Origin of the sequence: uncultured Kluyvera sp. (genome assembly GCF_902485085.1) — a bacterium.
Taxonomy (GTDB): domain Bacteria; phylum Pseudomonadota; class Gammaproteobacteria; order Enterobacterales; family Enterobacteriaceae; genus Kluyvera; species Kluyvera ascorbata.
Genome location: NZ_CABTJS010000076.1, coordinates 80,453 through 102,593 on the forward strand (window position 1 = coordinate 80,453; position 22,141 = coordinate 102,593).

20 protein-coding genes, 1 tRNA gene, 2 pseudogenes and 1 riboswitch are annotated in these 22,141 nt (G+C 53.6%); of the genes and pseudogenes, 7 read left to right on the top strand and 16 right to left on the bottom strand.

Going from position 1 to position 22,141, the window contains the following annotated elements:
* Positions 1–51: 51 nt before the first annotated feature.
* The 4 genes from RDN66_RS08895 to RDN66_RS08910 form a co-directional block, all read right to left on the bottom strand.
* On the bottom strand, positions 52–882 hold the full coding sequence (locus RDN66_RS08895; protein WP_035896509.1) for an ABC transporter permease: 831 nt from the start codon (positions 880–882) through the stop codon (positions 52–54).
* A gap of 9 nt (positions 883–891) precedes the next feature.
* Positions 892–2,238, bottom strand: a complete 1,347-nt coding sequence (locus RDN66_RS08900; protein WP_035896507.1) for an LLM class flavin-dependent oxidoreductase — start codon at positions 2,236–2,238, stop codon at positions 892–894.
* A 120-nt stretch (positions 2,239–2,358) separates the two neighbouring features.
* Complete coding sequence (locus tag RDN66_RS08905) at positions 2,359–3,675, bottom strand: voltage-gated chloride channel family protein (RefSeq protein ID WP_308537789.1); 1,317 nt, start codon at positions 3,673–3,675, stop codon at positions 2,359–2,361.
* 70 nt (positions 3,676–3,745) lie between these two features.
* Positions 3,746–3,807, bottom strand: a riboswitch (Fluoride riboswitch).
* A 45-nt stretch (positions 3,808–3,852) separates the two neighbouring features.
* On the bottom strand, positions 3,853–4,317 hold the full coding sequence (locus RDN66_RS08910; protein WP_035896505.1) for an Lrp/AsnC family transcriptional regulator: 465 nt from the start codon (positions 4,315–4,317) through the stop codon (positions 3,853–3,855).
* 138 nt (positions 4,318–4,455) lie between these two features.
* On the opposite strand from RDN66_RS08910, the gene RDN66_RS08915 reads away from it, so the two are divergent.
* Entirely contained in the window at positions 4,456–5,067 is a 612-nt protein-coding gene (locus tag RDN66_RS08915; protein WP_202217223.1) for a LysE family translocator, read from the top strand.
* Positions 5,068–5,100: 33 nt separating this feature from the next.
* Here the strand turns inward: RDN66_RS08915 and RDN66_RS08920 are convergent, their stop codons facing one another.
* From RDN66_RS08920 to RDN66_RS08930, 3 genes are all read right to left on the bottom strand, one after another.
* Positions 5,101–5,373 carry a GNAT family N-acetyltransferase gene (locus RDN66_RS08920; RefSeq protein ID WP_035896503.1) on the bottom strand — a complete coding sequence of 91 codons (273 nt, stop codon included), beginning with the start codon at positions 5,371–5,373 and terminating at the stop codon, positions 5,101–5,103.
* Positions 5,374–5,384: 11 nt separating this feature from the next.
* Positions 5,385–5,618: a 4Fe-4S mono-cluster protein YjdI gene (gene yjdI / locus RDN66_RS08925; protein WP_035896502.1), complete on the bottom strand. Its 234-nt coding sequence runs from the start codon at positions 5,616–5,618 to the stop codon at positions 5,385–5,387.
* A 264-nt stretch (positions 5,619–5,882) separates the two neighbouring features.
* Positions 5,883–6,578, bottom strand: a complete 696-nt coding sequence (locus RDN66_RS08930) for an oligogalacturonate-specific porin KdgM family protein (protein ID WP_308537790.1) — start codon at positions 6,576–6,578, stop codon at positions 5,883–5,885.
* A 622-nt stretch (positions 6,579–7,200) separates the two neighbouring features.
* On the opposite strand from RDN66_RS08930, the gene RDN66_RS08935 reads away from it, so the two are divergent.
* Positions 7,201–7,977, top strand: a complete 777-nt coding sequence (locus RDN66_RS08935) for an SDR family NAD(P)-dependent oxidoreductase (protein WP_202217222.1) — start codon at positions 7,201–7,203, stop codon at positions 7,975–7,977.
* Positions 7,978–8,230: 253 nt separating this feature from the next.
* Here the strand turns inward: RDN66_RS08935 and RDN66_RS08940 are convergent, their stop codons facing one another.
* Entirely contained in the window at positions 8,231–9,103 is an 873-nt protein-coding gene (locus RDN66_RS08940; RefSeq protein ID WP_202217221.1) for a hypothetical protein, read from the bottom strand.
* Positions 9,104–9,518: 415 nt separating this feature from the next.
* Here RDN66_RS08940 and RDN66_RS08945 point away from each other — a divergent pair.
* Positions 9,519–10,008 (top strand): annotated as a pseudogene (locus tag RDN66_RS08945) (hypothetical protein); the annotation flags it as partial.
* 456 nt (positions 10,009–10,464) lie between these two features.
* Here RDN66_RS08945 and RDN66_RS08950 read toward each other — a convergent pair.
* The 3 genes from RDN66_RS08950 to RDN66_RS08960 all read right to left on the bottom strand — a co-directional run bounded on the left by RDN66_RS08950 (position 10,465) and on the right by RDN66_RS08960 (position 12,335).
* Positions 10,465–10,538: transfer RNA gene (locus RDN66_RS08950), tRNA-Gly, on the bottom strand.
* Between the two features lie 80 nt (positions 10,539–10,618).
* On the bottom strand, positions 10,619–11,365 hold the full coding sequence (gene actS, locus RDN66_RS08955; protein WP_035895576.1) for an amidase activator ActS: 747 nt from the start codon (positions 11,363–11,365) through the stop codon (positions 10,619–10,621).
* 67 nt (positions 11,366–11,432) lie between these two features.
* Positions 11,433–12,335 (bottom strand): LysR family transcriptional regulator, encoded by a 903-nt coding sequence (locus tag RDN66_RS08960; RefSeq protein ID WP_202217213.1) that lies wholly within the window; start codon positions 12,333–12,335, stop codon positions 11,433–11,435.
* A gap of 169 nt (positions 12,336–12,504) precedes the next feature.
* On the opposite strand from RDN66_RS08960, the gene RDN66_RS08965 reads away from it, so the two are divergent.
* The 4 genes and pseudogenes from RDN66_RS08965 to idi all read left to right on the top strand — a co-directional run bounded on the left by RDN66_RS08965 (position 12,505) and on the right by idi (position 15,914).
* Positions 12,505–13,983 carry a UbiD family decarboxylase gene (locus RDN66_RS08965; protein ID WP_308537791.1) on the top strand — a complete coding sequence of 493 codons (1,479 nt, stop codon included), beginning with the start codon at positions 12,505–12,507 and terminating at the stop codon, positions 13,981–13,983.
* A 12-nt stretch (positions 13,984–13,995) separates the two neighbouring features.
* Positions 13,996–14,577, top strand: a complete 582-nt coding sequence (locus RDN66_RS08970) for a UbiX family flavin prenyltransferase (RefSeq protein ID WP_202217212.1) — start codon at positions 13,996–13,998, stop codon at positions 14,575–14,577.
* A gap of 21 nt (positions 14,578–14,598) precedes the next feature.
* Complete coding sequence (locus RDN66_RS08975) at positions 14,599–15,315, top strand: DUF554 domain-containing protein (protein WP_035895569.1); 717 nt, start codon at positions 14,599–14,601, stop codon at positions 15,313–15,315.
* A 53-nt stretch (positions 15,316–15,368) separates the two neighbouring features.
* Positions 15,369–15,914 (top strand): annotated as a pseudogene (gene idi, locus RDN66_RS08980) (isopentenyl-diphosphate Delta-isomerase).
* Positions 15,915–15,982: 68 nt separating this feature from the next.
* On the opposite strand, the gene lysS reads toward idi, so the two are convergent.
* The 5 genes from lysS to xerD form a co-directional block, all read right to left on the bottom strand.
* Positions 15,983–17,500 (bottom strand): lysine--tRNA ligase, encoded by a 1,518-nt coding sequence (gene lysS / locus RDN66_RS08985; protein WP_123650673.1) that lies wholly within the window; start codon positions 17,498–17,500, stop codon positions 15,983–15,985.
* 9 nt (positions 17,501–17,509) lie between these two features.
* Positions 17,510–18,608 (bottom strand): peptide chain release factor 2 gene (gene prfB / locus RDN66_RS08990; protein WP_115073720.1). Its coding sequence is split into 2 segments (ribosomal slippage): positions 17,510–18,532 and positions 18,534–18,608, totalling 1,098 coding nucleotides; the frame shifts between segments, so codons are not numbered across the junction.
* Between the two features lie 89 nt (positions 18,609–18,697).
* On the bottom strand, positions 18,698–20,431 hold the full coding sequence (recJ, locus tag RDN66_RS08995; RefSeq protein ID WP_202217209.1) for a single-stranded-DNA-specific exonuclease RecJ: 1,734 nt from the start codon (positions 20,429–20,431) through the stop codon (positions 18,698–18,700).
* Between the two features lie 5 nt (positions 20,432–20,436).
* A complete protein-coding gene (gene dsbC / locus RDN66_RS09000) occupies positions 20,437–21,150 on the bottom strand; it encodes a bifunctional protein-disulfide isomerase/oxidoreductase DsbC (protein WP_035895560.1) in 714 nt (237 codons plus the stop codon).
* Between the two features lie 22 nt (positions 21,151–21,172).
* On the bottom strand, positions 21,173–22,069 hold the full coding sequence (xerD, locus tag RDN66_RS09005; protein ID WP_202217208.1) for a site-specific tyrosine recombinase XerD: 897 nt from the start codon (positions 22,067–22,069) through the stop codon (positions 21,173–21,175).
* Between the last annotated feature and the right edge of the window lie 72 nt (positions 22,070–22,141).

Here is a 22,141-nt window from a genome sequence, read left to right on the forward strand (position 1 = left end):
TATAAAAATTCCTTTATGGCGATAAGTAAAAACGCAAAATAACGTGCAAAATTAACGGCTACGGATATTCCATCGACACAAGCGACGTTGAAGTACAACCAGAATCGCATTAGCTAATAGTCCGGCAAAAGCCAGCAGAAATATCGCGGCAAACATCATGGGTATTTGGAAGTTATATTGCGCATTCATCACCCTAAAACCGATCCCCTGATTCGCACCGATCATTTCGGCGGCAATCAACAGCAGCAACGCCGTGGTGGCCGACAGGCGCAGACCGATAAAAATAGAGGGCACGGAGGCGGGAACAATCACCCGATAGAACAGCGTCATACGTCCGGCACCAAAGGTGCGCGCCATCTCCAGCAGTTTGGTATCCACCTCTTTCACACCGCTGATGGTCGACAGCAGAATCGGGAACAGCGCCGCCCAGAAAATCACGAACACTTTAGATGTTTCTCCGAGCCCTAACAGCAGAATAAAGATCGGATACAGCGCCAGCGCCGAGGTTTGGCGGAACAGTTGTAAAATGGGGTCCAGCGCCTGTTCCAGCGGGCGAATTTGCCCCATAAACAGCCCTAGCGGGATCCCCACGACGATGGCGGCGGCAAAAGCCAGCCCGGCGCGCTGGAGACTGATAGTGATATCGCCCAGCAATGCGCCTTGCGTTATACCGTTCCACAGCGCAATAAAGATTTTATCCAGCGGCGGGATAATCGCCGCGTTCAGCCAGCCGGCGGTGCTGGCGATTTGCCAACCGGCGAAGAACAGCACCAGCAGGCCGTAGCGCGCAATCAGCGACAGGCTGCGCTGGTACCACAGCAGATACGCAGGCTTATTCTGTACGCGCGCCTTCAGACGAATGCGGGTCGTGGAGTAGAACATAGTGCCTCCTTAAGCCACTTTGCTGTCGCGCACGGCGCTATAGCGATTGCTGGCAAACGGCAGCCCCAGATTTTCACGCAGCGTTTTGCCCTCGTACTGAGTACGGAACAGGCCGCGTTTTTGTAAAATCGGCACCACCAGCTCAATAAAGTCATCCAGTCCGCCCGGAAGCCACGGCGGCAGCACGTTGAAGCCGTCCGCGGCTTCGTTTTCAAACCACTCCTGCAGCGTATCCGCCACCTGCTCGGCGCTGCCCACCACGGTGAAATGACCGCGCGCGGTCGCCACCCACTGGTAGAGCTGGCGAATGGTGAAGTTGTTTTCGTCGGCAATCTGGCGAATCAGCTCAGGACGCGATTTCATGCCTTCAGTGACTGGCAGCGGCGGCAACGGGCCGTCAGGGTCAAATTTACCGAGGTCGATACCGCCACCGGCCAGCCCGTTCAGCAAAGCGATACCGTCAGCTTCCACAATCAGTGAAGTGAGCTTGTGGTACTTCTCTTTGGCTTCTTCCTCGGTACGGCCAATAAACGGCGCGACGCCAGGCATAATCAGCACGTGGTTCGGGTTGCGACCCACGGCGCGGGCACGCGATTTAATATCGCGGTAGAAGTCCTGCGCGGTGTTGAGATGTTGGTGTGATGTAAAAATAACCTCGGCGGTGGCGGCAGCCAGCGTGCGGCCGCTTTCAGACTGCCCCGCCTGCACGATGACCGGCTGACCCTGGGCTGAACGCGGCACGTTCAGTGGCCCGCGCACCTTAAAGAATTTGCCGACGTGATCGGTGTTATGCACCTTACTGCGATCGAAGAACTGGCCTGAGGCTTTGTCGCGCAAAAACGCGTCGTCCTCAAAGCTGTCCCACAGTTTTTTCACCACCTCAACGTGCTCTTTCGCCCGCTGATAGCGGTATTCATGCGGGTGTTGGGTGTCCAGATTAAAGTTGTGCGCCGCGGCTTCAGTGGCGGTGGTCACCACGTTCCAGCCAGCACGCCCGCCCGAAATCAAGTCCAGCGAAGCGAACTTGCGCGCCAGGTTGTAGGGTTCTTCATAGGTGGTGGAGGCGGTGGCGATAAAACCAATGTTCTGCGTCAGCGGGGCCAGCGCGGAAAACAGGGTGACGGGCTCGAAACCTGCGACTTTGGCGGTGCCGCCATCGGTGACGCCGGAAGCGGGAATCGCCAGGCCATCGGCCAGGAAGTAGGCATCAAACAGACCACGCTCGGCGGTCTGGGCAAGCTGTTTATGAAATTCGAAGCTGGTTGCGCCATCGGCCGGGGAGTCCGGGTGACGCCACGCCGCAATATGCTGGCCGCCGCCGGGAAGGAAAGCCCCTAATTTGATCTGTCTGCTCATTCTGGTTTCTCCTGATTCGATGCCGAAAGTGGGCTGAAATCAAGATAGCCAGAATGCGCAGTCATTCTGAAATAACAAATATTGAGTTAGTTATTTACATTTTTGCAATGAAGCTACGAGTCATGATGCTTTCGTATCCTCAACGACCGCTTCCGGACGACGATTTTCACGCTGCCAGGCAGGAAGCTCCGCCAGCTTTATCCCTTCCGGCACAATGCTGTGTTTCAGACAGGCCACCCGCTGAGAGCGATAAATACTGGTGTAACCTGAAACCAGATAGGCCACCACGCAGGCCATCGCCGCATAAACGCCGACGTCAGCACCGAACAGTTCAATTGCCATCAGCATCGAGGCAATCGGCGTATTTGCCGCCCCGGCAAAGACCGCGACAAAGCCCAGCCCCGCCAGGAAGGCAAACGGCAGATGAAGCAGCGGTGCGAGCGCGTTCCCAAGCGTTGCCCCCACATAAAAAAGCGGCGTCACCTCGCCACCTTTAAACCCGCTGCCGAGCGAAGCAACGGTAAAGATAAGCTTACCGAGGAAGTCCCACGGTGCCAGTGGATGCTGAAAAGCATCGACAATAACGGGGATCCCCAGACCAATGTATCGATCGGCGTGCAGCAAGTAGACTGCCGCCGCGATAACGGCCCCGCCGATAAACGGGCGCAGCGGTGCGTAGGCAATCCATTTTTTCATCATGCCCCCGACCAGATGCGTCGCATCAGCAAAAACGCGCGCAGCCAGACCGAAGCAGCAGCCAGCGACGATAACCGCCGCCAGCGTCCAGGCCGATACCGCCGGGATGGATGACATCGCGTAGTGCGTATGGTGCACGCCCCACATCAGGCCAACCTGGTCTGCCACCACTGCGGCCACCAGGCAGGGAAAGATCGCGGTGTAGTGCATGCGGCCAATCGCCATGACCTCGAGACCAAAAATCGCCCCGGCGAGCGGGGTACCGAACACAGAGGAAAAGCCCGCGCTGACGCCCGCCATCAGCACCATGCGACGCGCATCGTTATCAAGCCCGAGCAGCGGCGTGAACCGATCGGCTATCGAGGCGCCCATTTGTACCGCCGTCCCTTCACGGCCGACAGACGCGCCAAACAGATGAGAAACGACCGTGCCGATAAACACCAGCGGCGCCATCCGCAGCGGGATAGTGTTAGCCGGGCTATGCACCTCTTCCAGAATCAGGTTATTTCCCGCTTCAACCGAGCGACCAACACGCAGGTAAATCCAGCCCACCGCAAAACCGGCAAAGGGCAGCAGCAGGATAAGCCAATGATGTTGCAGACGCGTGGTGGTTGCCCAATCCAGGGAAAAGAGGAACAGCGCAGATGCAGAGCCAACCAGCACGGCCATCACGACAGCCAGCAAGAGCCACTGTATCAGGAAGAAAAGCGAATTTTTACGAGCGAAGTGTTCAGAGAGCATTGACGCATCCTCAGATGAATTAATCATCCTGGACGCGATAGAGGTGTGCCTGTTCATTCCCGGTCCAGGAATACAAACAGGCATCATCAGCCACACGGCGGTTCAAGGGGGAATGCCATCCCCTACGCATAAATATTAGCACACGAATCGTTTCAGCCAAATACATGGCAACTGAAATTATTTCAGCGTCTCCAGCGGGAAAGGCCGGTCCTGCACCACCGTTTTCATCACCAGCGTTGAACGCAGGTGCTGCACGCCCGGCATCGCGGATAGCTTTTGATCGTAGAGCTTCTGGAACGAAGAGAGATCGCGCGTCACCACCTGCATCAGATAGTCCGGATCGCCAAACAGACGCTGGGCCATCACGATCTGCGGGATCTCTTCCACCGCCTCTTCAAACGCGCTGACCGCCTTTCTGTCGCCCTCTTTCAGCGTCGCAAAGACCAACGCCACAAAGTTAAAGCCCATTTTTCCTGGGTCCAGGTTGGCGCGGTAGCCGGTAATCACCCCTTCCTGCTCCAGCACCCGCAAGCGTCGGTGGCACGGCGATAAACTCAGATTCACCCGTTCAGCGAGCTCGGTGATAGATAAACGGCCATCGGCCTGTAGTTCAGCAAGAATTTTTCGATCAATGCTATCCATTTAGAAGATTCTCTCATTCCGACCGGGTTTTCAGCATAACATTGAAAGCTCATTGCGTGGCAATAACGATATTCTTTCCTGACATTCAGTACGGTTTTTAAAGGCTAACGTCATGGGTAAGCGCGGAGAGTATCGGGCATGGAGATGAGTTTGGTTGCGGGATTCTGGCTGGTTTCGTTTTTGCTGATCATGACGCCGGGGGCCGATTGGGCTTATACCATCAGCGCCGGGATCCACGGGCGCAGCATCGTTCCAGCAGTGGCGGGGCTGATGTCTGGACATTTGCTGGCAACCGTCGTAGTGGTGGCTGGGGTGGGCGTGCTCATTGCCGGACATCCGCTGGCGCTATCGGTCATTACCCTATTGGGCGCGTGCTATCTGCTGTGGCTCGGCATATCGCTGTTGCGCCATCCGGCAACGGTCGCCAGCGCTTCTCAGGAATGTGGTGGCTGGAACCAGTGGGCATTAAAAGGTCTGTGCATCAGCGGCCTGAACCCAAAAGTATTTTTACTGTTTCTGGCGCTGCTGCCACAGTTCACCGACCCACACGGACGGTGGTCGGTGGCTATGCAGATGTCGGCACTTGGGGTGATGCACCTTATTACCTGCACGATTATCTATTTACTGGTGGGCTACGGTTCACGCGCGTTGCTGGCGAGTCGCCCACAGGCGTCACGGGTTGTCAGCCGTATTTCAGGCGGTTTGATGGTGCTTATCGCGGTTGCCCTGTTAGTTGAACAGCTCCGCTAAAAAAGGTGCGCCAGCCTAAGCTGGCGCCACATTTCAGGCACGAATGTCGTCATACTCGCGGGTATTATCAAACTCATGCCTGGCGAACGGGCACAGTGGAATGATTTTGCGCTGTTCCTGACGCATTTTCTCAACCACCTTTGCCACCAGTTGTTTACCCACGCCCTGCCCCTTCAGGCTCTCATCAACATCGGTATGTTCAATAATGCTCAGGTGCTCACCGGTGGGAACAAAGACGATTTCCGCCACCTGGTTACCGTCGCCGTCGTTGACGTAAAACTTGTTATGCCCTTCCAGAATTTCCATGTATCCCTCGCTTAATCATGATGACGGTATTTCAGCGCCCCGCTTGGGCAGGTGTCGATAACGCGTACTACCGTTTGCGCATCGACTTCATCCGGGATGATCCACGGCTTGCGCTTCAGGTTGAACAGCTTGCTGCTTCCGCGCACGCAGTTCCCAGAATGCTGGCAAATCGCCGTATTGAAGTAGACGTCAATCTTCTCCCCGGTATAGACACGATAACCTGCGTCCAGTAGTTCCTTATCCATGACATTGCCTCTAATTTTTATATAGGTTCGAGACTAAGCATAGACCTGTCCAGGGGGATGAATCATCACCTATCGCAAAAAAACGCAGCGAGAAAGTTTTTATCCGTTGGAGATGGAGGAGTATCGATACGATGCCACAGAATTAAAAATAGACGGCAGCAGAAGCCGCATAATAAAGAATCTACATTTTCATACCTGACGATATGGAAAAAGAAAAGGTGCAGCCCCGACAATTATGCCGGGGCTATTGCTAAGAGAGATATATTAGAACGAGTATGCCACACCTACACGGAAACGGGTCTGGCGGTCGTCACGGTCGTTTACGCCTACGTTACCCATCTCGCCGTATGGCGCCCAGTTTTTATCGATTTTGTACGCCACTTTGACGTTATATTCCTGGGAGTACGGTTTATTGTTGTTACGTGCATTACCTTCTGAACTGCGCGCATAAACGTAGTTCAGCTCGGTACGCCAGTCGCCGAACACATAACCTGCCCATGCGTCACCACGGTTCACCTTATCATCGTCTTTGTTAGCATTTGACGGGTAACGGGTGTAGTCGTAGCGGTAACGTGCGGCGACGTAGAAGCCGCTATCGAAGCTGTATTGTACGCGCAGATTCGGCTTATAAATAGAACGGCTATCGTTACTTTCGATATTAAAGCCTGGTTGAATAGAGAAGTTTTTATTGAATTTGTATTGGTAGCTAATCGATTCTTCATGGCCGTTGCCGACAAAGTCGGAGAACGGTTGATCGGTATTATCCCCGCCTGATTTCCATTTCGCTTCTACCGAGAAACCAAATCCGTTCGCGAAGCGGTGAGAAACTGAAACACGGTCTGCGTTAGTTTTATCTGTTTTGCCACCATCAATAAATTCATGACGGAGATCGACTGTCACTGCGGATGCTGCGAAGGATGCGCCACATAAAGCAATCATGACCAGAGATTTCTTAAACATGCAATAACCCTCAATTGGAATTATGTTTCATTTTTATGAAATTGCATTTTATTTTTTTAAGAAAGATATTTTAGTGATCAAGATCGTAAAGATTTATTTCATGAATGTATCGGATTGAGAGACGTGACAGAGCTCAAGAAATGCACGATTGACTAATCGAAAATAGCGTTTTAGATCACACAAAAGATTAATTTACATTAGACTTACATATCTTTATAAAACAATTTTATTCATTAAAATCAATGCAATAAAGAAAAATAGTTTCGTTGGTTACTTATTTTTCAACAATAGTTACGATACCTAATAATATTAATATAAAGAATAAACCTACGAATTAAGTAGAAATCGAGCGAGGGCATTAATGATTAGAAATATAAAAACAACCATTTTTAGTAGCTAATTATCCCCCTTTACTCATATCCCCTAAGACGGTATTCCCTCTCAGGTAATGCCTTACGTTGCCCTCATCCCACGAGGAACCATCATTCTTGCATCACGAGATAGTTTTTCTTTACCGCTTAGCGATATCTTCTGATTCGTCACCCTCTGTACTCGCTGTCATCATGCCCCCACAGCAAACGGCATGTCGCCGTTGAAACGTACATGACAAATGAGGTCTGCAATGAGCGCATTATTCTCCGGTAAAAAATTGTTAGTGGTTGGCGGTACAAGCGGTATGGGCTTTGAAACCGCAAAATTGGTACTGAAAAATGGCGGCAGCGTCGTACTGGTCGGGAATCGTCAGGATAAAGCTGAACAGGCTCGTCAGGCGCTGATGGCCGACGGTCAGGTCTCTATCATCATTGCCGACCTGATGAAGGAAGAGGGAATGCAGCACGTCATCAACACCATTAATGCGGAACATCAGGACATCAGCCTGCTGGTCAACGCCGCCGGCGTATTCTTCCCAAAAGCGTTCACCGAGCACGAGACGGCGGACTATGACATGTATATGAGCATCAACCGCGCCACCTTCTTCATCACCCGTGACGTGGTACGCAACATGGTGAATGCCGGGATTCACGGCGCTATCGTCAATATCGGTTCAATGTGGGCGCAGCAGGCCATTGGTGCCACGCCTTCTTCGGCTTATTCGATGGCGAAAGCGGGTCTGCACGCGCTGACCAAAAACCTGGCCATTGAGCTGGGCGGTAATGGGATCCGCGTCAATGCGGTTTCTCCAGCGGTGGTACACACGCCAATTTACGAAGGCTTTATCCCGAAAGAAGAGGTTGGCTCTGTGATGAATAGTTTTGACAGCTTCCATCCGATTGGTCGAGTTGGTACATCTGCCGATGTTGCAGAAGCGGTCTCCTTCCTGCTTTCCGATAAAGCGAGCTGGGTGACAGGCGCCATCTGGGACGTTGATGGGGGCGTGATGGCTGGTCGCAACGCCTGATAGCCGCGGAACGGGAAAACGTGGAGAGACAATGATGGGCGACGAGGCGGTGATATTCGATATTTTCACCGCCTGGCGTGGTGGTATGGCAAGTGTATCCATTGACATATGCGTCTTCGCCGTCTCTTCAACGCGCCATAATATCCGTGCCGATGAGACTCGCCTTCCAGGAGGGGGCAATATCCCCACACCACATAATAATATGAATTTATTAATAAAATTAGATGCAATACAGGAGAAGCAACAACACGTACTATTTAAGATCACGGATAAGTTCAAGTACCTCTTTTTTGACAGAATCTTGTATTCGCCCTGAGTGAGCGATCAACGTGAGCGCTTCAATACTTAAACCATCCCTGATCACTTTTCGCGCTTTACTGATACGGGTCCGACAGCTCTTCTCTGTATATCCCTCGCATGAGTGCATTTGCTCAATGATGTCAGCGCTTGATAAGTTTGAATCGGCAAAATGATGGTAGTAGTTTACGAAACACTCCATTCCGATAGCCTTGAGGTGCTCAGCCAGCGTAGCGTGGCCTGTTATCCTCTCTTGCTGCTCCAAAACGTTCTCCCCAGTCTCTAACGGAGAGGTTTGGATAGATGCTTCATCTATTGAAACTGGATTGCTGACAGCCAGACTTTCTTTGATAGAAGTGACTCGAGGATCAGCAAGAATCGCCCCTTTGAGGTTAATGATGCGTGCGTTAACGTGATCGCTATGCCGCGCGTAATCTCGTATTACTTCATGCGGAATTTTGTACCCATCAAGAACGTTGTAATCTTCATCGAAAATAACCGCGATTAAATAATCAAAGTCGGCTGCTTCATAGTTACGTAGGGCACTAAGCTGCCGTGAAGGATTATCCGGCGTAACTCTCCTCGCTTTGATCTGCACTTTCAAACCATCAGAATCGATGGCATCAGCGCCCGCCGACGAATTACTGAGAAGAGTCATACCTAGTGCTTCAGAAACCAGCCATTCAGCATAGTCACCTACAGGATTATTCTTGGTTCGTATTACATCTCTTGAACGCAATTCAGTTAAAATTTCGGAATGAAGCGACAGTAATTCAAGAACGCTCAGCGAGGTTAGTAAACCATCTGATATTAAATGATTATTTTTCAAATCTGCTCTCCTTTGCTTAAGTAAAACGCCACTGAAACACCTACGTTACGCCCCGCATTTTAATGTGATAAGAGTGCTTAAAGCGAGCAGTTCTAGATAAAACATGCGTTCATTCACCGCACGCGGTAACTATTTATTCAGTAATTTAAAATTTAAATTTTTTAACTACTCTAGTTCTTAATTCTTCCCTATCTGACCACAGATACGCCAGGGTGAGGCCAACGCTATTTTGCGGTCTCCAGGCTAAGGAGACACGCTAATGCTTCGGGAAACAACATAGTTCAAAGGTTTTTTTCTTTCCCCTGAATTTGCGTAGGTACCCACCAAAGAGCCGCACTCCAATAGTGACATTCCATGCCAACGGTCTATGATGCGATGACCAACGCCGCAGGGGTGAATTCTGAAGGATAACAACATGTCACAAACACAGATTACTAAGTCCAGTTTTCCAGCCAAGTCTTTGCTGACCATTATTTTAGTCGCTGTGCCATCTTTATCTTATGCAGCGGAGAGCATTGATCAACTAGCAACCCGCATTGGAATGGATCACTTTCGGGAAGCAATAAAAAAGGGCGATCGCAACGCTTTTAAAACGCTGCCAGCAAAAGGCTACAAAAACGGTCTTACCGGACTACTCATCAAAACGAATACATACGCTAACCCTGATGATAGCTTTGCTGATTGCGACACGGATACTGTCTTTGTTTCAGTTAAGGATCATAAAACAATTCCAGGCTGTCGAATTTCTTTAAAGTTAGCTAGTAAAGACGGTGACGGGAGCTATCACGATAGTGGCATTCGAGTCGAGTACGGTATAGCGACCGATTCGAAGAAATTCATCGCCAACAATTCAGCTTGGGCACAACACGTAATTTCCGGTGACAAAGTGCTGGAGAACGAATTAAGCAGCGCTAAAAACGAGACTCTTTGTAATTCGTGGGCAACGATGGCCCGTAACATTGCAGCAGGCAGAGATAATCAAGACCCGCAATCTATGTTTGATGAACAAATAGAAGGGTTAAGAGGCAAACTGGGCATTACTGAACAGAACATCGTGTTTGCACACTACATCGCCCACACGGTTTATACCGATTTAGCCGGTAAAACGCCGAAAGAAGCTGAATACATTATTTATAATGTATGCCGGAAAAGCATGTAATTATTTATCCCACCTTGAGTAAAGCTGTAGCAATAGTCGCTCTGGATGCACCATATTTACGTGCTAACGCACGAATACGCATTCCGCTATTCTATTTATCTACAATCGCGCTACAGTCTTGTTGGGCGATTTTAGGAAGTCTTGCCAGAGTCTTACCTTACGCCATCATTAATGAATTAGAAAAATATAGAGAAATGAGATTTGGAGCGGGCGAAGGGAATCGAACCCTCGTATAGAGCTTGGGAAGCTCTCGTTCTACCATTGAACTACGCCCGCTAAGGTGTGCGAGGAGCATTATAAACGTTACGCCTCGCCTGGCAAGTCTTTAGGCCGCTAAGTGACGATAAAATAACCGCTTAACACTTCGGTTTGCTACCCTGCGGCGGCAAATAGCGCAGCGGGTCGATGGCCGTGGCGCGATAGCGAATCTGGAAGTGCAGCCTCACGGAGTCCGCATCCGAGTTGCCCATGGTGGCAATCTGCTGACCAATCTTCACGTTTTGTCCGTTGTTCACCATCAGCTTATCGTTATGCGCATAGGCGGTAATGTAATCTTCGTCATGCTTAATCATGACCAGGTTGCCGTAGCCGCGAAGCTGATTGCCGACGTAGACCACCTTCCCCGCCGCCGCCGCGTAGACCGGCTGACCACGGCTACCCGCGATATCAATGCCCTTATTGCCGCCTTCCGAGGTGGAGTAACGCATCACCACCTTGCCGGTGGCGGGCCAGCGCCAGCAGCGTTGACCTACCGCCGGCCATGAGGACTGCGGAACGGCGGAGGACGGAATAACCTTCGCCGTCTGCGTCGCGCTGGATTTCTTACTGCCGGAGGATTTTGCCGAACCACTCACCCTCAGTTTCTGGCCGACGTTGATGTTATACGGCGGCGAGATGCCGTTAAGGCGCGCCAGTTCCCCTACACTCGTGCCCGTCATCCGCGAGATGCGCGAAAGCGTATCGCCCCGCTTCACGGTATAGACCGAGCCGCTGTAGCTGCCTTCTGATTTGGATGAATTTCCAGCACAACCAGACAGGACAAGCCCGATAATCAGGCACATTAACAGACGTAGTGGGGAAGAGAGTTGGCGTCCTGCTCGCAAAACGAATCCTCAGGTCATAAACGTTCGGTTGGACTATGATAGCAGGGTCACGCTGGATACCAAACCATCAACGCGGCGAGTTGTCTGGAAACGGGTAGCCTTCCGCCACCAGCTCCATGACCTGCGAGCACCAGTTTACCGCCGGTATTTTCACCATCGCCGGGTAGAAAATCTGCGGTGAAGGGAATACTTCCACGACATAGCACTCCTTAAGCCTTTCAGCGCAGACCTCAGACGATGGCAGCAGCGTCGCGGCAGCAAGCCCCGATTCCAGCCAGTCGATAATCACCCCCGGCTGAGTGATGTGCATAATCACCTTTGGGTTTACCCCGGCTTTGCGGAACAGATCGATAAGCATCTCGTAAGTGCCCGAATCTTTCGCGCGGTGAAGCAACACCAGCGGCAGTGCGCCCAGCGCATTGTAATCAAACGGGTTCGCAGGCGGCTGTGGCAGGCATTTTTTATTGATAACCGCCACCAGCTTCACCGGGTCTAACGACACATAGTCAAACCCTTCGCTGCGATAGGGGCGCTGAATAAAGGCGAGGTCGATAGCGCCTTCATTGAGCATCATCTCCAGGTGGCTGGAGTCCGTTACCGAGATATTCACTTCAATTTCCGGATAGCGCTGGTATAGCGCCAACAGCAGCGGCTTAAAGTACGACTGGAACAGATGGCTCATCCCAAAACGGAACTGCAGCCGATCTTTTTGTGCGATTTCCATCGTTTCGCGCGCGGTATCCTCCACCTGGCGCAGAATTTCGCAGGCTTTACGGTAAAGGAAAAACCCCGCTTCGGTTGGCTCAATACGGTTACCGTGACGCAGGAAGAGCGGCGTTTTCAGCTCATCTTCCAGCTCCTGAATGCGCTTACTCAGCGGTGGCTGCGCCATGTTCAGCACCTTTGCCGCCTGGCTTATCGAGCCCTGCTCAACCACCCGACAGAAATACCGTAATCGTTTTAAATCCATGCCCTCTCCGCTCCCTTTTCGCTTTGCTATAGTTTACGCACGAAGCCTTTATTGTTGTACCCACATCTTTTTGATCTTCCCTGACCAAGCTAAACGGTATTTGCCCCTTAATTGTGTAAGGAATAGGGTTAGCGCAGACATTCTTTCCGATTATCAACAGGAACAAACCGTGAAAAATACAACAACCGTTCGCGACCTGCGTTCTGCGTTAGCGTTGCTGAAAACGCTGCCAGGTGAATACGTTGAAACCGATACCGAAGTAGACCCACATGCGGAGCTGTCCGGCGTATACCGTTACGTCGGCGCCGGTGGCACCTGCCAGCGTCCAACCCGTAAAAACGGCCCGGTTATGATGTTCAACAAGATTAAAGGCTTTAACGACATCAGCGTGGCTATCGGCATCAACGGTTCCCGCAAACGCGTCAGCCACTTCCTCGATTGCCCACCAGAAAAGCTGGGGCACCTGCTGAAGGACTCCGTACAAAGCCCAATTCCACCGGTTCTGACTACTGAAAAAGCCGTCGCTCAGGAAGTGGTTCATCTGGCCACTGACGCCGATTTTGACCTGCGCAAACTGCTGCCAGCGCCAACCAATACCGAAGAAGATGCAGGTCCGTACATCACCATGGGGCTGTGCTACGCCTCCGATCCGGAAACCCACGAATCGGATATCACCATTCACCGCCTATGCGTCCAGAGCCGCGATGAGCTCTCTATGTGGCTGACTCCAGGCCGTCACATTGATGCTTTCCGCATGAAAGCGGAAGAGCTAGTCCAGCCGCTGCCAATCTCCATCAGCATTGGCGTTGACCCGGCGATTGAGATTGCCGCCTGCTTCGAGCCACCAACTACCCCACTCGGTTTTGATGAACTGAGCATCGCCGGTTCCCTGCGCGGCCAGGCCGTTGAAATGGTGAAATGCCTGACTATCAACGAAAAAGCGATTGCCCACGCCGAGATTATTATCGAAGGCGAGCTGCTGCCAAACGTGCGCGTTCGTGAAGACCAGAACACCAACACTGGCCGCGCGATGCCGGAGTTCCCGGGCTATACCGGCGAGTCCAAAGACGCGTTGCCGGTGATTAAAGTCAAAGCCGTCACCCATCGTCATAACCCAATCTGGCGCACCACCGTCGGTCCTGGCGAGGAACACGTCAACATGGCGGGTATCCCAACCGAAGCGAGCATTCTGGATATGGTTGGCCGCGCGATGCCGGGCAAACTGCTTAACGTCTTCGCGCACTCTGCGGGCGGCGGCAAACTGCTGGCGGTCATGCAATTCAAGAAATTCTCCCCGGCGGACGAAGGCCGCCAACGTCAGGCGGCACTGCTGGCGTTCTCCGCCTTCCCGGAACTGAAGCATGTGATTCTGGTAGACGAAGACGTGGATATCTTCGACAGCGATGATGTGCTGTGGGCGATGCAAACTCGCTACCAGGGCGACGTGGATACCATCACCATCCCAGGCGTGCGCTGCCACCCGCTGGACCCGTCTCAGGTGCCGGAGTACAGCCCAAGCATTCTGCAACAGGGCATGTCGTGCAAAACCATCTTTGACTGCACCGTACCTTTCCACCTGAAACACCACTTTGAACGCTCTAAATTCAAAGAAGTGGACGTGAAACGCTTCCTGCCGGACTTCGAGTAAGAGGAATAGACAATGAAACCACGCATCATCATCGGCATCAGCGGCGCATCCGGCTTTCAGTATGGCGTTAAGGCGCTGGAACTCCTTCAGCCTCTTCCGCTGGAGGTGCATCTGGTCGTCTCAAAAGGCGCGGAAAAAACCTGTGAACTGGAAACGGATTTCCGTCTGGATGAGGTGATGGCGATGGCTGACGTTGTCCACCCAATTGGCAATCTGGGTGCCGCCATCTCCAGCGGTTCATTTAAAACGCTGGGGATGCTGGTTGCCCCTTGTTCCATGAGAACGCTGGGCGCGATTGCACATTGTCTTACCGATAACCTGCTCACCCGCGCGGCGGACGTAGTGCTCAAAGAGCGCCGCCGTCTGGTGCTGCTGGCGCGTGAAACGCCGCTTAACCTCGGCCATATTCGCAATATGGCCGCTGTAACGGAAATGGGCGGGATTATCTTCCCGCCGGTTCCAGCTCTCTATCAGCGTCCGCAAACGGCGGACGACATTATTACGCACAGCGTAAATCGCGCGCTGGACCTGTTCGACATCGACGTGGACAACATTCCACGCTGGGGTGAAGGGTCACTGCGCCACGGCGACTAGTGCGATAAAGGAAATACTTTTATGTTGATCGGTCCTTATGTTAACGGGTCCGCCGTGATTATCGGCGGGCTGATTGGCGCAGTGGCGGGCGGTAAACTCCCTGAACGCGTGAAAACGGCGCTGCCGATGACCTTCGGGCTGTGCTCGGTAGGTCTGGGGATTACGCTGGTGCTGAAGGTGAAATATATGCCTGCGGTGGTGCTGGCGATGATCGTCGGCGCGCTGATTGGCGAACTGCTGCATCTGGAACGCGGTATTGGTAAAGCGGCAGGCTCTACCCGTGGCCTTATCAACAAGGTCTTCCCACCGGTACAGGGGCTAAGCCACGAAGAATTCACCGAGAAGTTTGTGGCGATTCTGGTGCTGTTCTGCGCCAGCGGTACGGGCGTGTTCGGGGCAATGACCGAAGGGATGAGCGGTGACCCGTCAATTCTGTACATCAAAACGATTCTCGACCTGTTTACCGCCGGGATTTTCGCCACTCTGCTAGGCTTTGCGGTGATGACTATTGCCATTCCACAGCTGGTGATTCAGCTGGCGCTGGCGATGCTGGCAGTATTCCTGATGCCGATGATCACTCCATCCATGATGGCCGATTTCTCCTGCGCCGGTGGGCTGCTGATGGTCGCGACCGGGTTGCGTATCTGTAACATTAAGCTTTTCCCGGTTGCCAACATGTTGCCGGGGCTTGTTTTGGTAATGCCTTTTTCCCATTTATGGGCTACGCTGGTTGCCTGAGTATATGACCCGGCGGGTTTATGCCGGGTCATCATTCATTTTCAGGAGTTGTCATGACAGGCGAACACGTCATTTTGCTCGACGAGCACGATAAACCTTCAGGTATTCTGGAGAAGTACGCCGCTCACACCCTCTCCACCCCTCTGCATCTCGCTTTCTCTTGCTGGTTATTCAACGAACGCGGCCAGCTTCTGGCAACGCGCCGCTCCTTAAGCAAGGTAGCCTGGCCCGGCGTGTGGACCAACTCGGTGTGCGGTCACCCACAGCAGGGCGAAACCTTCGAACAAGCGATCATCCGCCGCTGCCGCTTTGAGCTTGGCGTTGAGATTGCCGATATCACCCCTATCGCCACCGAATTCCGCTACCGCGCCGTGGCGCCAAACGGCATTGTGGAAAACGAAGTCTGCCCGGTCTATGCCGCGCGCGTGACCAGCGACGTGAAGGCCAACCACGATGAAGTAATTGAGTATCAGTGGTGCTAGCTTAACGATATTTTGCAGGCGCTAACGTTAACGCCGTGGGCGTTTAGCCCGTGGATGGTGATGGAAGCGGCCGATGAAGAGGCACGTCAGGCGTTTATGGCATTTGCTCGTCGCTGAGCCGGTCCACAGACAATAGGCATAAAAAAACCCGGCATCGCCGGGTTTTTTGCCTCTCGCTATCGCGATTATTTCACCGGACGCATCGCCGGGAACAGAATCACGTCACGGATTGTGTGGCTGTTGGTGAACAGCATGACCATACGGTCGATACCGATACCCAGACCCGCGGTCGGTGGCAGGCCGTGTTCCAGCGCGGTGACGTAGTCTTCGTCGTAGAACATCGCTTCGTCATCACCCGCTTCTTTGGCGTTAACCTGATCCTGGAAGCGCTGTGCCTGGTCTTCTGCGTCGTTCAGCTCGCTGAAACCGTTACCGATTTCGCGGCCGCCGATGAAGAATTCAAAGCGGTCAGTGATTTCCGGGTTCACGTCATTACGGCGCGCCAGCGGAGAAACTTCTGCTGGATATTCGGTAATGAAGGTTGGCTGAATCAGGTGCGCTTCGGCAACTTCTTCGAAGATCTCGGTCACGATGCGGCCCAGACCCCAGCTCTTCTCAACGTGAACGCCGATGCTTTCAGCAATGGCTTTCGCAGAGTCGAAGTTATCCAAATCGGCCATGTCAGTTTCTGGACGATATTTCTTGATAGCTTCACGCATGGTCAGTTTTTCGAATGGCTTACCGAAATCGAAAGTCTGGTCGCCATAAGGCACTTCGGTGTTGCCCAGAATATCCTGTGCCAGGGTACGGAACAGAGATTCGGTCAGCTCGATCAGATCTTTATAATCCGCGTACGCCATATAGAGTTCCATCATGGTGAACTCTGGGTTGTGGCGAACGGAGATACCTTCGTTACGGAAGTTACGGTTGATTTCGAACACGCGTTCGAAGCCGCCAACCACCAGGCGCTTCAGGTACAGTTCCGGCGCGATACGCAGGTACATGTCCATATCCAGCGCATTGTGATGGGTGATGAACGGACGGGCAGACGCGCCGCCAGGGATCACCTGCATCATTGGGGTTTCCACTTCCATAAAGTTGCGGCCAACCATGAACTGACGAATACCCGCCAGGATCTGGGAACGCACTTTGAAAGTATTGCGGGAAGTATCGTTGGAGATCAGGTCCAGGTAACGCTGACGGTAGCGCGCTTCCTGATCCTGCAGGCCGTGGAATTTGTCCGGCAGCGGGCGCAGTGCTTTGGTCAGCAGACGCAGCTCGGTGCAATGGATAGACAGTTCACCGGTTTTGGTTTTGAACAGTTTACCCTTCGCACCCAGGATGTCGCCGAGGTCCCATTTCTTGAACTGCTCGTTGTAAACGCCTTCCGGCAGATCGTCACGCGCGACGTACAGCTGAATACGGCCGCCAACGTCCTGTAAAGTCACGAAGGAAGCTTTACCCATAATACGGCGAGTCATCATACGACCGGCAACGGAAACTTCGATATTCAGCGCTTCCAGCTCTTCGCTGTCCTTGCTATCGAATTCAGCGTGCAGTTGATCAGAGGTACGGTCACGACGGAAATCGTTCGGGAACGGGATGCCCTGCTCACGCAGTGCAGCCAGCTTCTCGCGGCGTGCCTTCATTTCGTTATTAAGATCGACTACCTCGTCAGCGCCTTGTGCGTTTTGTTCAGACATGTTGGTTCCTCATAACCCTGCTTTCAGACTTGCTTCGATAAATTGATCCAGACTTCCGTCCAGTACCGCCTGCGTATTGCGGGTTTCAACCCCGGTGCGCAGGTCTTTAATGCGGGAATCGTCCAGGACATAGGAACGAATCTGGCTACCCCAGCCGATATCGGACTTGGTGTCTTCCATCGCCTGTTTTTCTGCATTCTTTTTCTGCATTTCCAGTTCATAAAGCTTCGCTTTCATCTGCTTCATGGCCTGGTCTTTGTTCTTGTGCTGTGAACGGTCGTTCTGGCACTGCGTCACGATCCCGGTTGGGATGTGTGTGATACGCACCGCAGATTCCGTACGGTTAACGTGCTGACCGCCCGCACCGGATGCGCGGTATACGTCAATGCGCAGATCCGCCGGGTTGATTTCGATATCAATATCGTCGTCAACTTCTGGATACACGAATGCGGAGCTGAACGAGGTGTGACGACGGCCGCCGGAGTCGAACGGGCTCTTACGGACCAGACGGTGAACGCCGGTTTCCGTACGCAGCCAGCCGTACGCGTAGTCGCCGGAGATTTTGATGGTCACGGATTTAATCCCGGCCACGTCCCCTTCGGACTCTTCGATAATTTCGGTTTTAAAGCCGCGCGCTTCTGCCCAACGCAGATACATACGCTCGAGCATGCTTGCCCAGTCCTGCGCTTCAGTACCGCCAGAACCTGCCTGGATATCGAGATAGCAATCGGCGCTGTCATACTCGCCGGAGAACATACGACGGAATTCCAGCTGTGCCAGCTTTTCTTCCAGGGTATTGAGTTCTGCAACGGCTTCGTTGAAGGTCTCTTCGTCTTCGGCTTCTACAGCCAGTTCCAGCAGACCGGAAACATCTTCCAGACCCTGAGACATTTGATCGAGGGTGTCGACAATCGCTTCAAGCGAGGAACGCTCTTTACCCAGCGCCTGCGCGCGTTCGGGTTCGTTCCAGACATCCGGCTGTTCCAGCTCGGCGTTTACTTCTTCCAGACGCTCTTTCTTGGCGTCATAGTCAAAGATACCCCCTAAGAACGTCGGAGCGTTCCGTGAGGTCCTGAATGCGATTATTTACCGGGTTTATTTCAAACATGGTCTATTTTCTTTTAATGGACGAGAAAAATGCGGTTATAAGAGTGGAATCTTAGCGGATTCCCGCCCTTAATTACAGTATAAGAGATGCTAAATCGGCCAGAGATGATCGATGATAAGCTGCAAACTTCGGTTGCCACGGTATTCATTGATATCCAGGCGGTAAGCCAGCGTCACTTCACGCACGCCGTTATCCGGCCAGACGGCGGTATCGACGTTAAACGCAATGCCGTCCAGCAGCGGGCCACCGCCGACCGGTTCCACCATCACCTTCAGGTGACGCTCGCCCACCAGACGCTGCTGTAACAGACGAAAACGCCCGTCAAATAGCGGTTCCGGGAACATCTGCCCCCACGGCCCGGCTTCGCGCAGCATCTGCGCCATCTCCAGCGTCATCTCCTGTGGGCTCAGCTCACCGTCGGAGAGGATTTCACCCCGTAACAGCGCCGGGTCCAGCCACTCGGTAACCAGTTCGCCAAAGCAGCGTTGAAACTCTTCGAAGCGTTCTTCCTCCAAAGAGAGCCCCGCCGCCATCGCGTGACCGCCGAACTTCAGCATCAAGCCGGGATGCAGCGTATCCAGACGCTCCAGCGCATCGCGCATATGCAGCCCCTGAATGGAGCGACCCGAGCCTTTCAACTGACCGTTACCCGCTGGCGCAAAGGCGATCACCGGGCGATGGAAACGCTCTTTAATGCGAGAGGCCAGAATGCCGACCACGCCCTGATGCCACTCGGGGTGATACATCGCCAGTCCACCGGGCAGCTCGGCGCGGCTGCGCTCAAGCTGTTCGCACAACGTCAGCGCTTCCGCCTGCATTCCCTGCTCAATCTCTTTACGCGTCTGGTTCAACGCATCAAGCTCGTTTGCCAGCACGCGGGCATCGCCGAGGTTATCGCACAGCAGCAGCGCCACGCCGACCGACATGTCGTCCAGGCGACCGGCGGCATTCAGACGCGGCCCCAGCGCAAAGCCGAGATCGCTTGCCACCAGCTTGGCTGCATCACGGTTGGCAATCTCCAGCAGCGCTTTAATTCCCGGGCGGCAGTAACCGGCGCGGATGCGGCTCAGCCCCTGCCAGGTGAGAATGCGGTTGTTGGCATCCAGCGGCACCACGTCGGCAACCGTGCCAAGCGCCACCAGATCGAGAAATTCGACAATCTTCGGCGCTGGAATCCCCCGTTTTTCGAACCAGCCCTTCTCTTTCAGATGGTTGCAAAGCACCAGCATCAGATAAAAGGCCACGCCAACGCCCGCCAGCGATTTCGATGGGAACGGACAGTCGATGAGGTTCGGGTTCACCATCGCATCGGCGTTAGGCAGCGTTTCGCCCGGCAGGTGGTGATCCGTAACCAATACGCTGATCCCGAGGTCATGCGCATGATCAACCCCGGAATGGGAAGAGATCCCGTTGTCCACCGTCATGATCATCTGCGCGCCGCGAGCGTGGGCCTGATCGACCACCTCAGGGCTTAACCCATAGCCATCTTCAAAACGGTTCGGCACCAGATACTCGACGTTGTGGCAGCCCATCGCCCGCAGGGAGAGCACGCTCAGCGCGGTACTGGTCGCACCATCGGCATCGAAATCCCCCACCACCATGATGCGAAGCTCTTTTTCAAACGCGTCATGCAGCATCTCGACGGCTTTTTCCACACCCGTCAGCGAGCGCCAGTGCAGCATGCCTTTCAGGCCGCGCTCCAGGTCACTCGGGGTTTTCACGCCGCGGCTGGCGTACAGACGGCGCAGCAGCGGCGACAGTTCGTCAGGCAGTGCGATTGAGTCATCCACCTCTCGGCGGCGAAGTTGAGTCTGTGGTTTCACGCGAATTATTTACCGCTGGTCTGTTTCTGGTGTTCGTCGAGGAACGCTTTCATCTCTTTCGGCCCCTGATAGCCCGGTACCACGTAGCCGTCGTTGAGCACGATAGCCGGAGTACCGTTCACGCCAAACTGCACGCCAAGCGCGTAGTGGTTGGCAATGTCGATATCGCAAGTCGCCGCCTGAACGCCTTTGCCGTTCATCGCATCGTCAAACGCTTTGTTGCGGTCTTTGGCACACCAGATAGATTTCATATCCTGCTCAGCCTGGCTCTGAATGCCCTGACGTGGGAAAGCCAGATAGCGCACGGTAATGCCCAGCGCGTTGTAGTCTTTCATCTCTTCATGCAGCTTGTGACAGTAGCCGCAGGTGATGTCGGTGAAAACGGTGATGACGTGTTTTTCCTGCGGCGCTTTGTAGACAATCATCTCTTTTTCCAGCGCGTTCAGATGCTTCATCAGCAGCGCGTTGGTGACATTGACCGGCTGCGCGCCGCTCACGTCATACATTGGCCCCTGAATAATGTGCTTCCCGTCATCGGTGACGTACAGCACGCCGCTGTTGGTCAGGACGGTTTTCATCCCGGCTACCGGCGCTGGCTGAATATCGGTGCTCTGCACGCCCAGTTTCGCCAGTGACTGTTTGATAGCCGCATCGTCAGCGTGCGCCAGGCCGGAAAATGCCGTCGCCAGCAGGGTGAACATCATTAAACCTTGTTTCATAAACTGTCCTTTTAAATCAGCATCATGCTCGTGGATGGTGCTGTTGATGAAGTTGTCGCAGCCGCTCTGTCGCGACGTGCGTATAAATTTGTGTGGTCGACAAATCGCTATGGCCCAGCAGCATTTGTACGACACGTAAGTCCGCGCCGTGGTTCAATAAATGCGTTGCAAAGGCATGGCGTAACACGTGCGGTGACAGCTTTTCGCTATCGATTCCCGCCAGTTGGGCATAGTGCTTAATGCGGTGCCAGAAGGTCTGGCGTGTCATCTGCTGGGCGCGCTGGCTGGGGAACAGCACATCAATCGCCACGCCGTTGAGCATCCACGGGCGGCCGTGCTCCAGCCAGTTCTCCACCCAATAAACGGCCTCTTCGCCAAGCGGCACCAGACGCTCTTTATTTCCTTTACCGATCACCCGAACCACACCCTGACGCAGGCTGATATCACTCATCGTCAGCCCCACCAGTTCGGAAACGCGCAGCCCGGTTGCATAAAGCACTTCAAGCATAGCCTTATCCCGCAGCTCCAGCGGCTGATCGACCAGCGGTGCCTGCAGCAGTCGTTCAACCTGCGCTTCGCTAAGATCTTTTGGCAACCGTTGTGGCAGCTTCGGCGACGCCAGCTGCGCGCTGGGATCGTCCGGGCGGAATTTTTCGCGGTACAGATGCTGGAAGAAGCGGCGCATGGCGCTCAGCAGTCGTGCGGTGCTGGTTGCTTTATAGCCCCCCAGCTGACGCTCGGCGAGCAAATTTTGCAGGTCGTCGCTCTGAGCCGTCTCCAGCGAGAGCCCGCGATGCGCCAGCCACTCGACCACCATGGTCAAATCACGGCGGTACGCGCTAAGGGTATTTTCAGCCAGATTGCGCTCCAGCCACAGCGCATCGAGAAACTGTTCGATTCGTGCAAGATCCTTATCCACCTCGGCCCCTCTGCGTGTTAAATCAGCACCATTATGCCTGAATTAGCCCCCTTTCTGGTACACTGGGCGCAT

Excerpts from the sequence above, each read along its gene's own strand:
- RDN66_RS08895 (WP_035896509.1), bottom strand. The coding sequence starts at position 882 with ATGTTCTACTCCACGACCCGCATTCGTCTGAAGGCGCGCGTACAGAAT.
- RDN66_RS08900 (WP_035896507.1), bottom strand. The coding sequence starts at position 2,238 with ATGAGCAGACAGATCAAATTAGGGGCTTTCCTTCCCGGCGGCGGCCAG.
- RDN66_RS08905 (WP_308537789.1), bottom strand. The coding sequence starts at position 3,675 with ATGCTCTCTGAACACTTCGCTCGTAAAAATTCGCTTTTCTTCCTGATA.
- RDN66_RS08910 (WP_035896505.1), bottom strand. The coding sequence starts at position 4,317 with ATGGATAGCATTGATCGAAAAATTCTTGCTGAACTACAGGCCGATGGC.
- RDN66_RS08915 (WP_202217223.1), top strand. The coding sequence starts at position 4,456 with ATGGAGATGAGTTTGGTTGCGGGATTCTGGCTGGTTTCGTTTTTGCTG.
- RDN66_RS08920 (WP_035896503.1), bottom strand. The coding sequence starts at position 5,373 with ATGGAAATTCTGGAAGGGCATAACAAGTTTTACGTCAACGACGGCGAC.
- yjdI (WP_035896502.1), bottom strand. The coding sequence starts at position 5,618 with ATGGATAAGGAACTACTGGACGCAGGTTATCGTGTCTATACCGGGGAG.
- RDN66_RS08930 (WP_308537790.1), bottom strand. The coding sequence starts at position 6,578 with ATGTTTAAGAAATCTCTGGTCATGATTGCTTTATGTGGCGCATCCTTC.
- RDN66_RS08935 (WP_202217222.1), top strand. The coding sequence starts at position 7,201 with ATGAGCGCATTATTCTCCGGTAAAAAATTGTTAGTGGTTGGCGGTACA.
- RDN66_RS08960 (WP_202217213.1), bottom strand. The coding sequence starts at position 12,335 with ATGGATTTAAAACGATTACGGTATTTCTGTCGGGTGGTTGAGCAGGGC.
- RDN66_RS08970 (WP_202217212.1), top strand. The coding sequence starts at position 13,996 with ATGAAACCACGCATCATCATCGGCATCAGCGGCGCATCCGGCTTTCAG.
- RDN66_RS08975 (WP_035895569.1), top strand. The coding sequence starts at position 14,599 with ATGTTGATCGGTCCTTATGTTAACGGGTCCGCCGTGATTATCGGCGGG.
- lysS (WP_123650673.1), bottom strand. The coding sequence starts at position 17,500 with ATGTCTGAACAAAACGCACAAGGCGCTGACGAGGTAGTCGATCTTAAT.
- dsbC (WP_035895560.1), bottom strand. The coding sequence starts at position 21,150 with ATGAAACAAGGTTTAATGATGTTCACCCTGCTGGCGACGGCATTTTCC.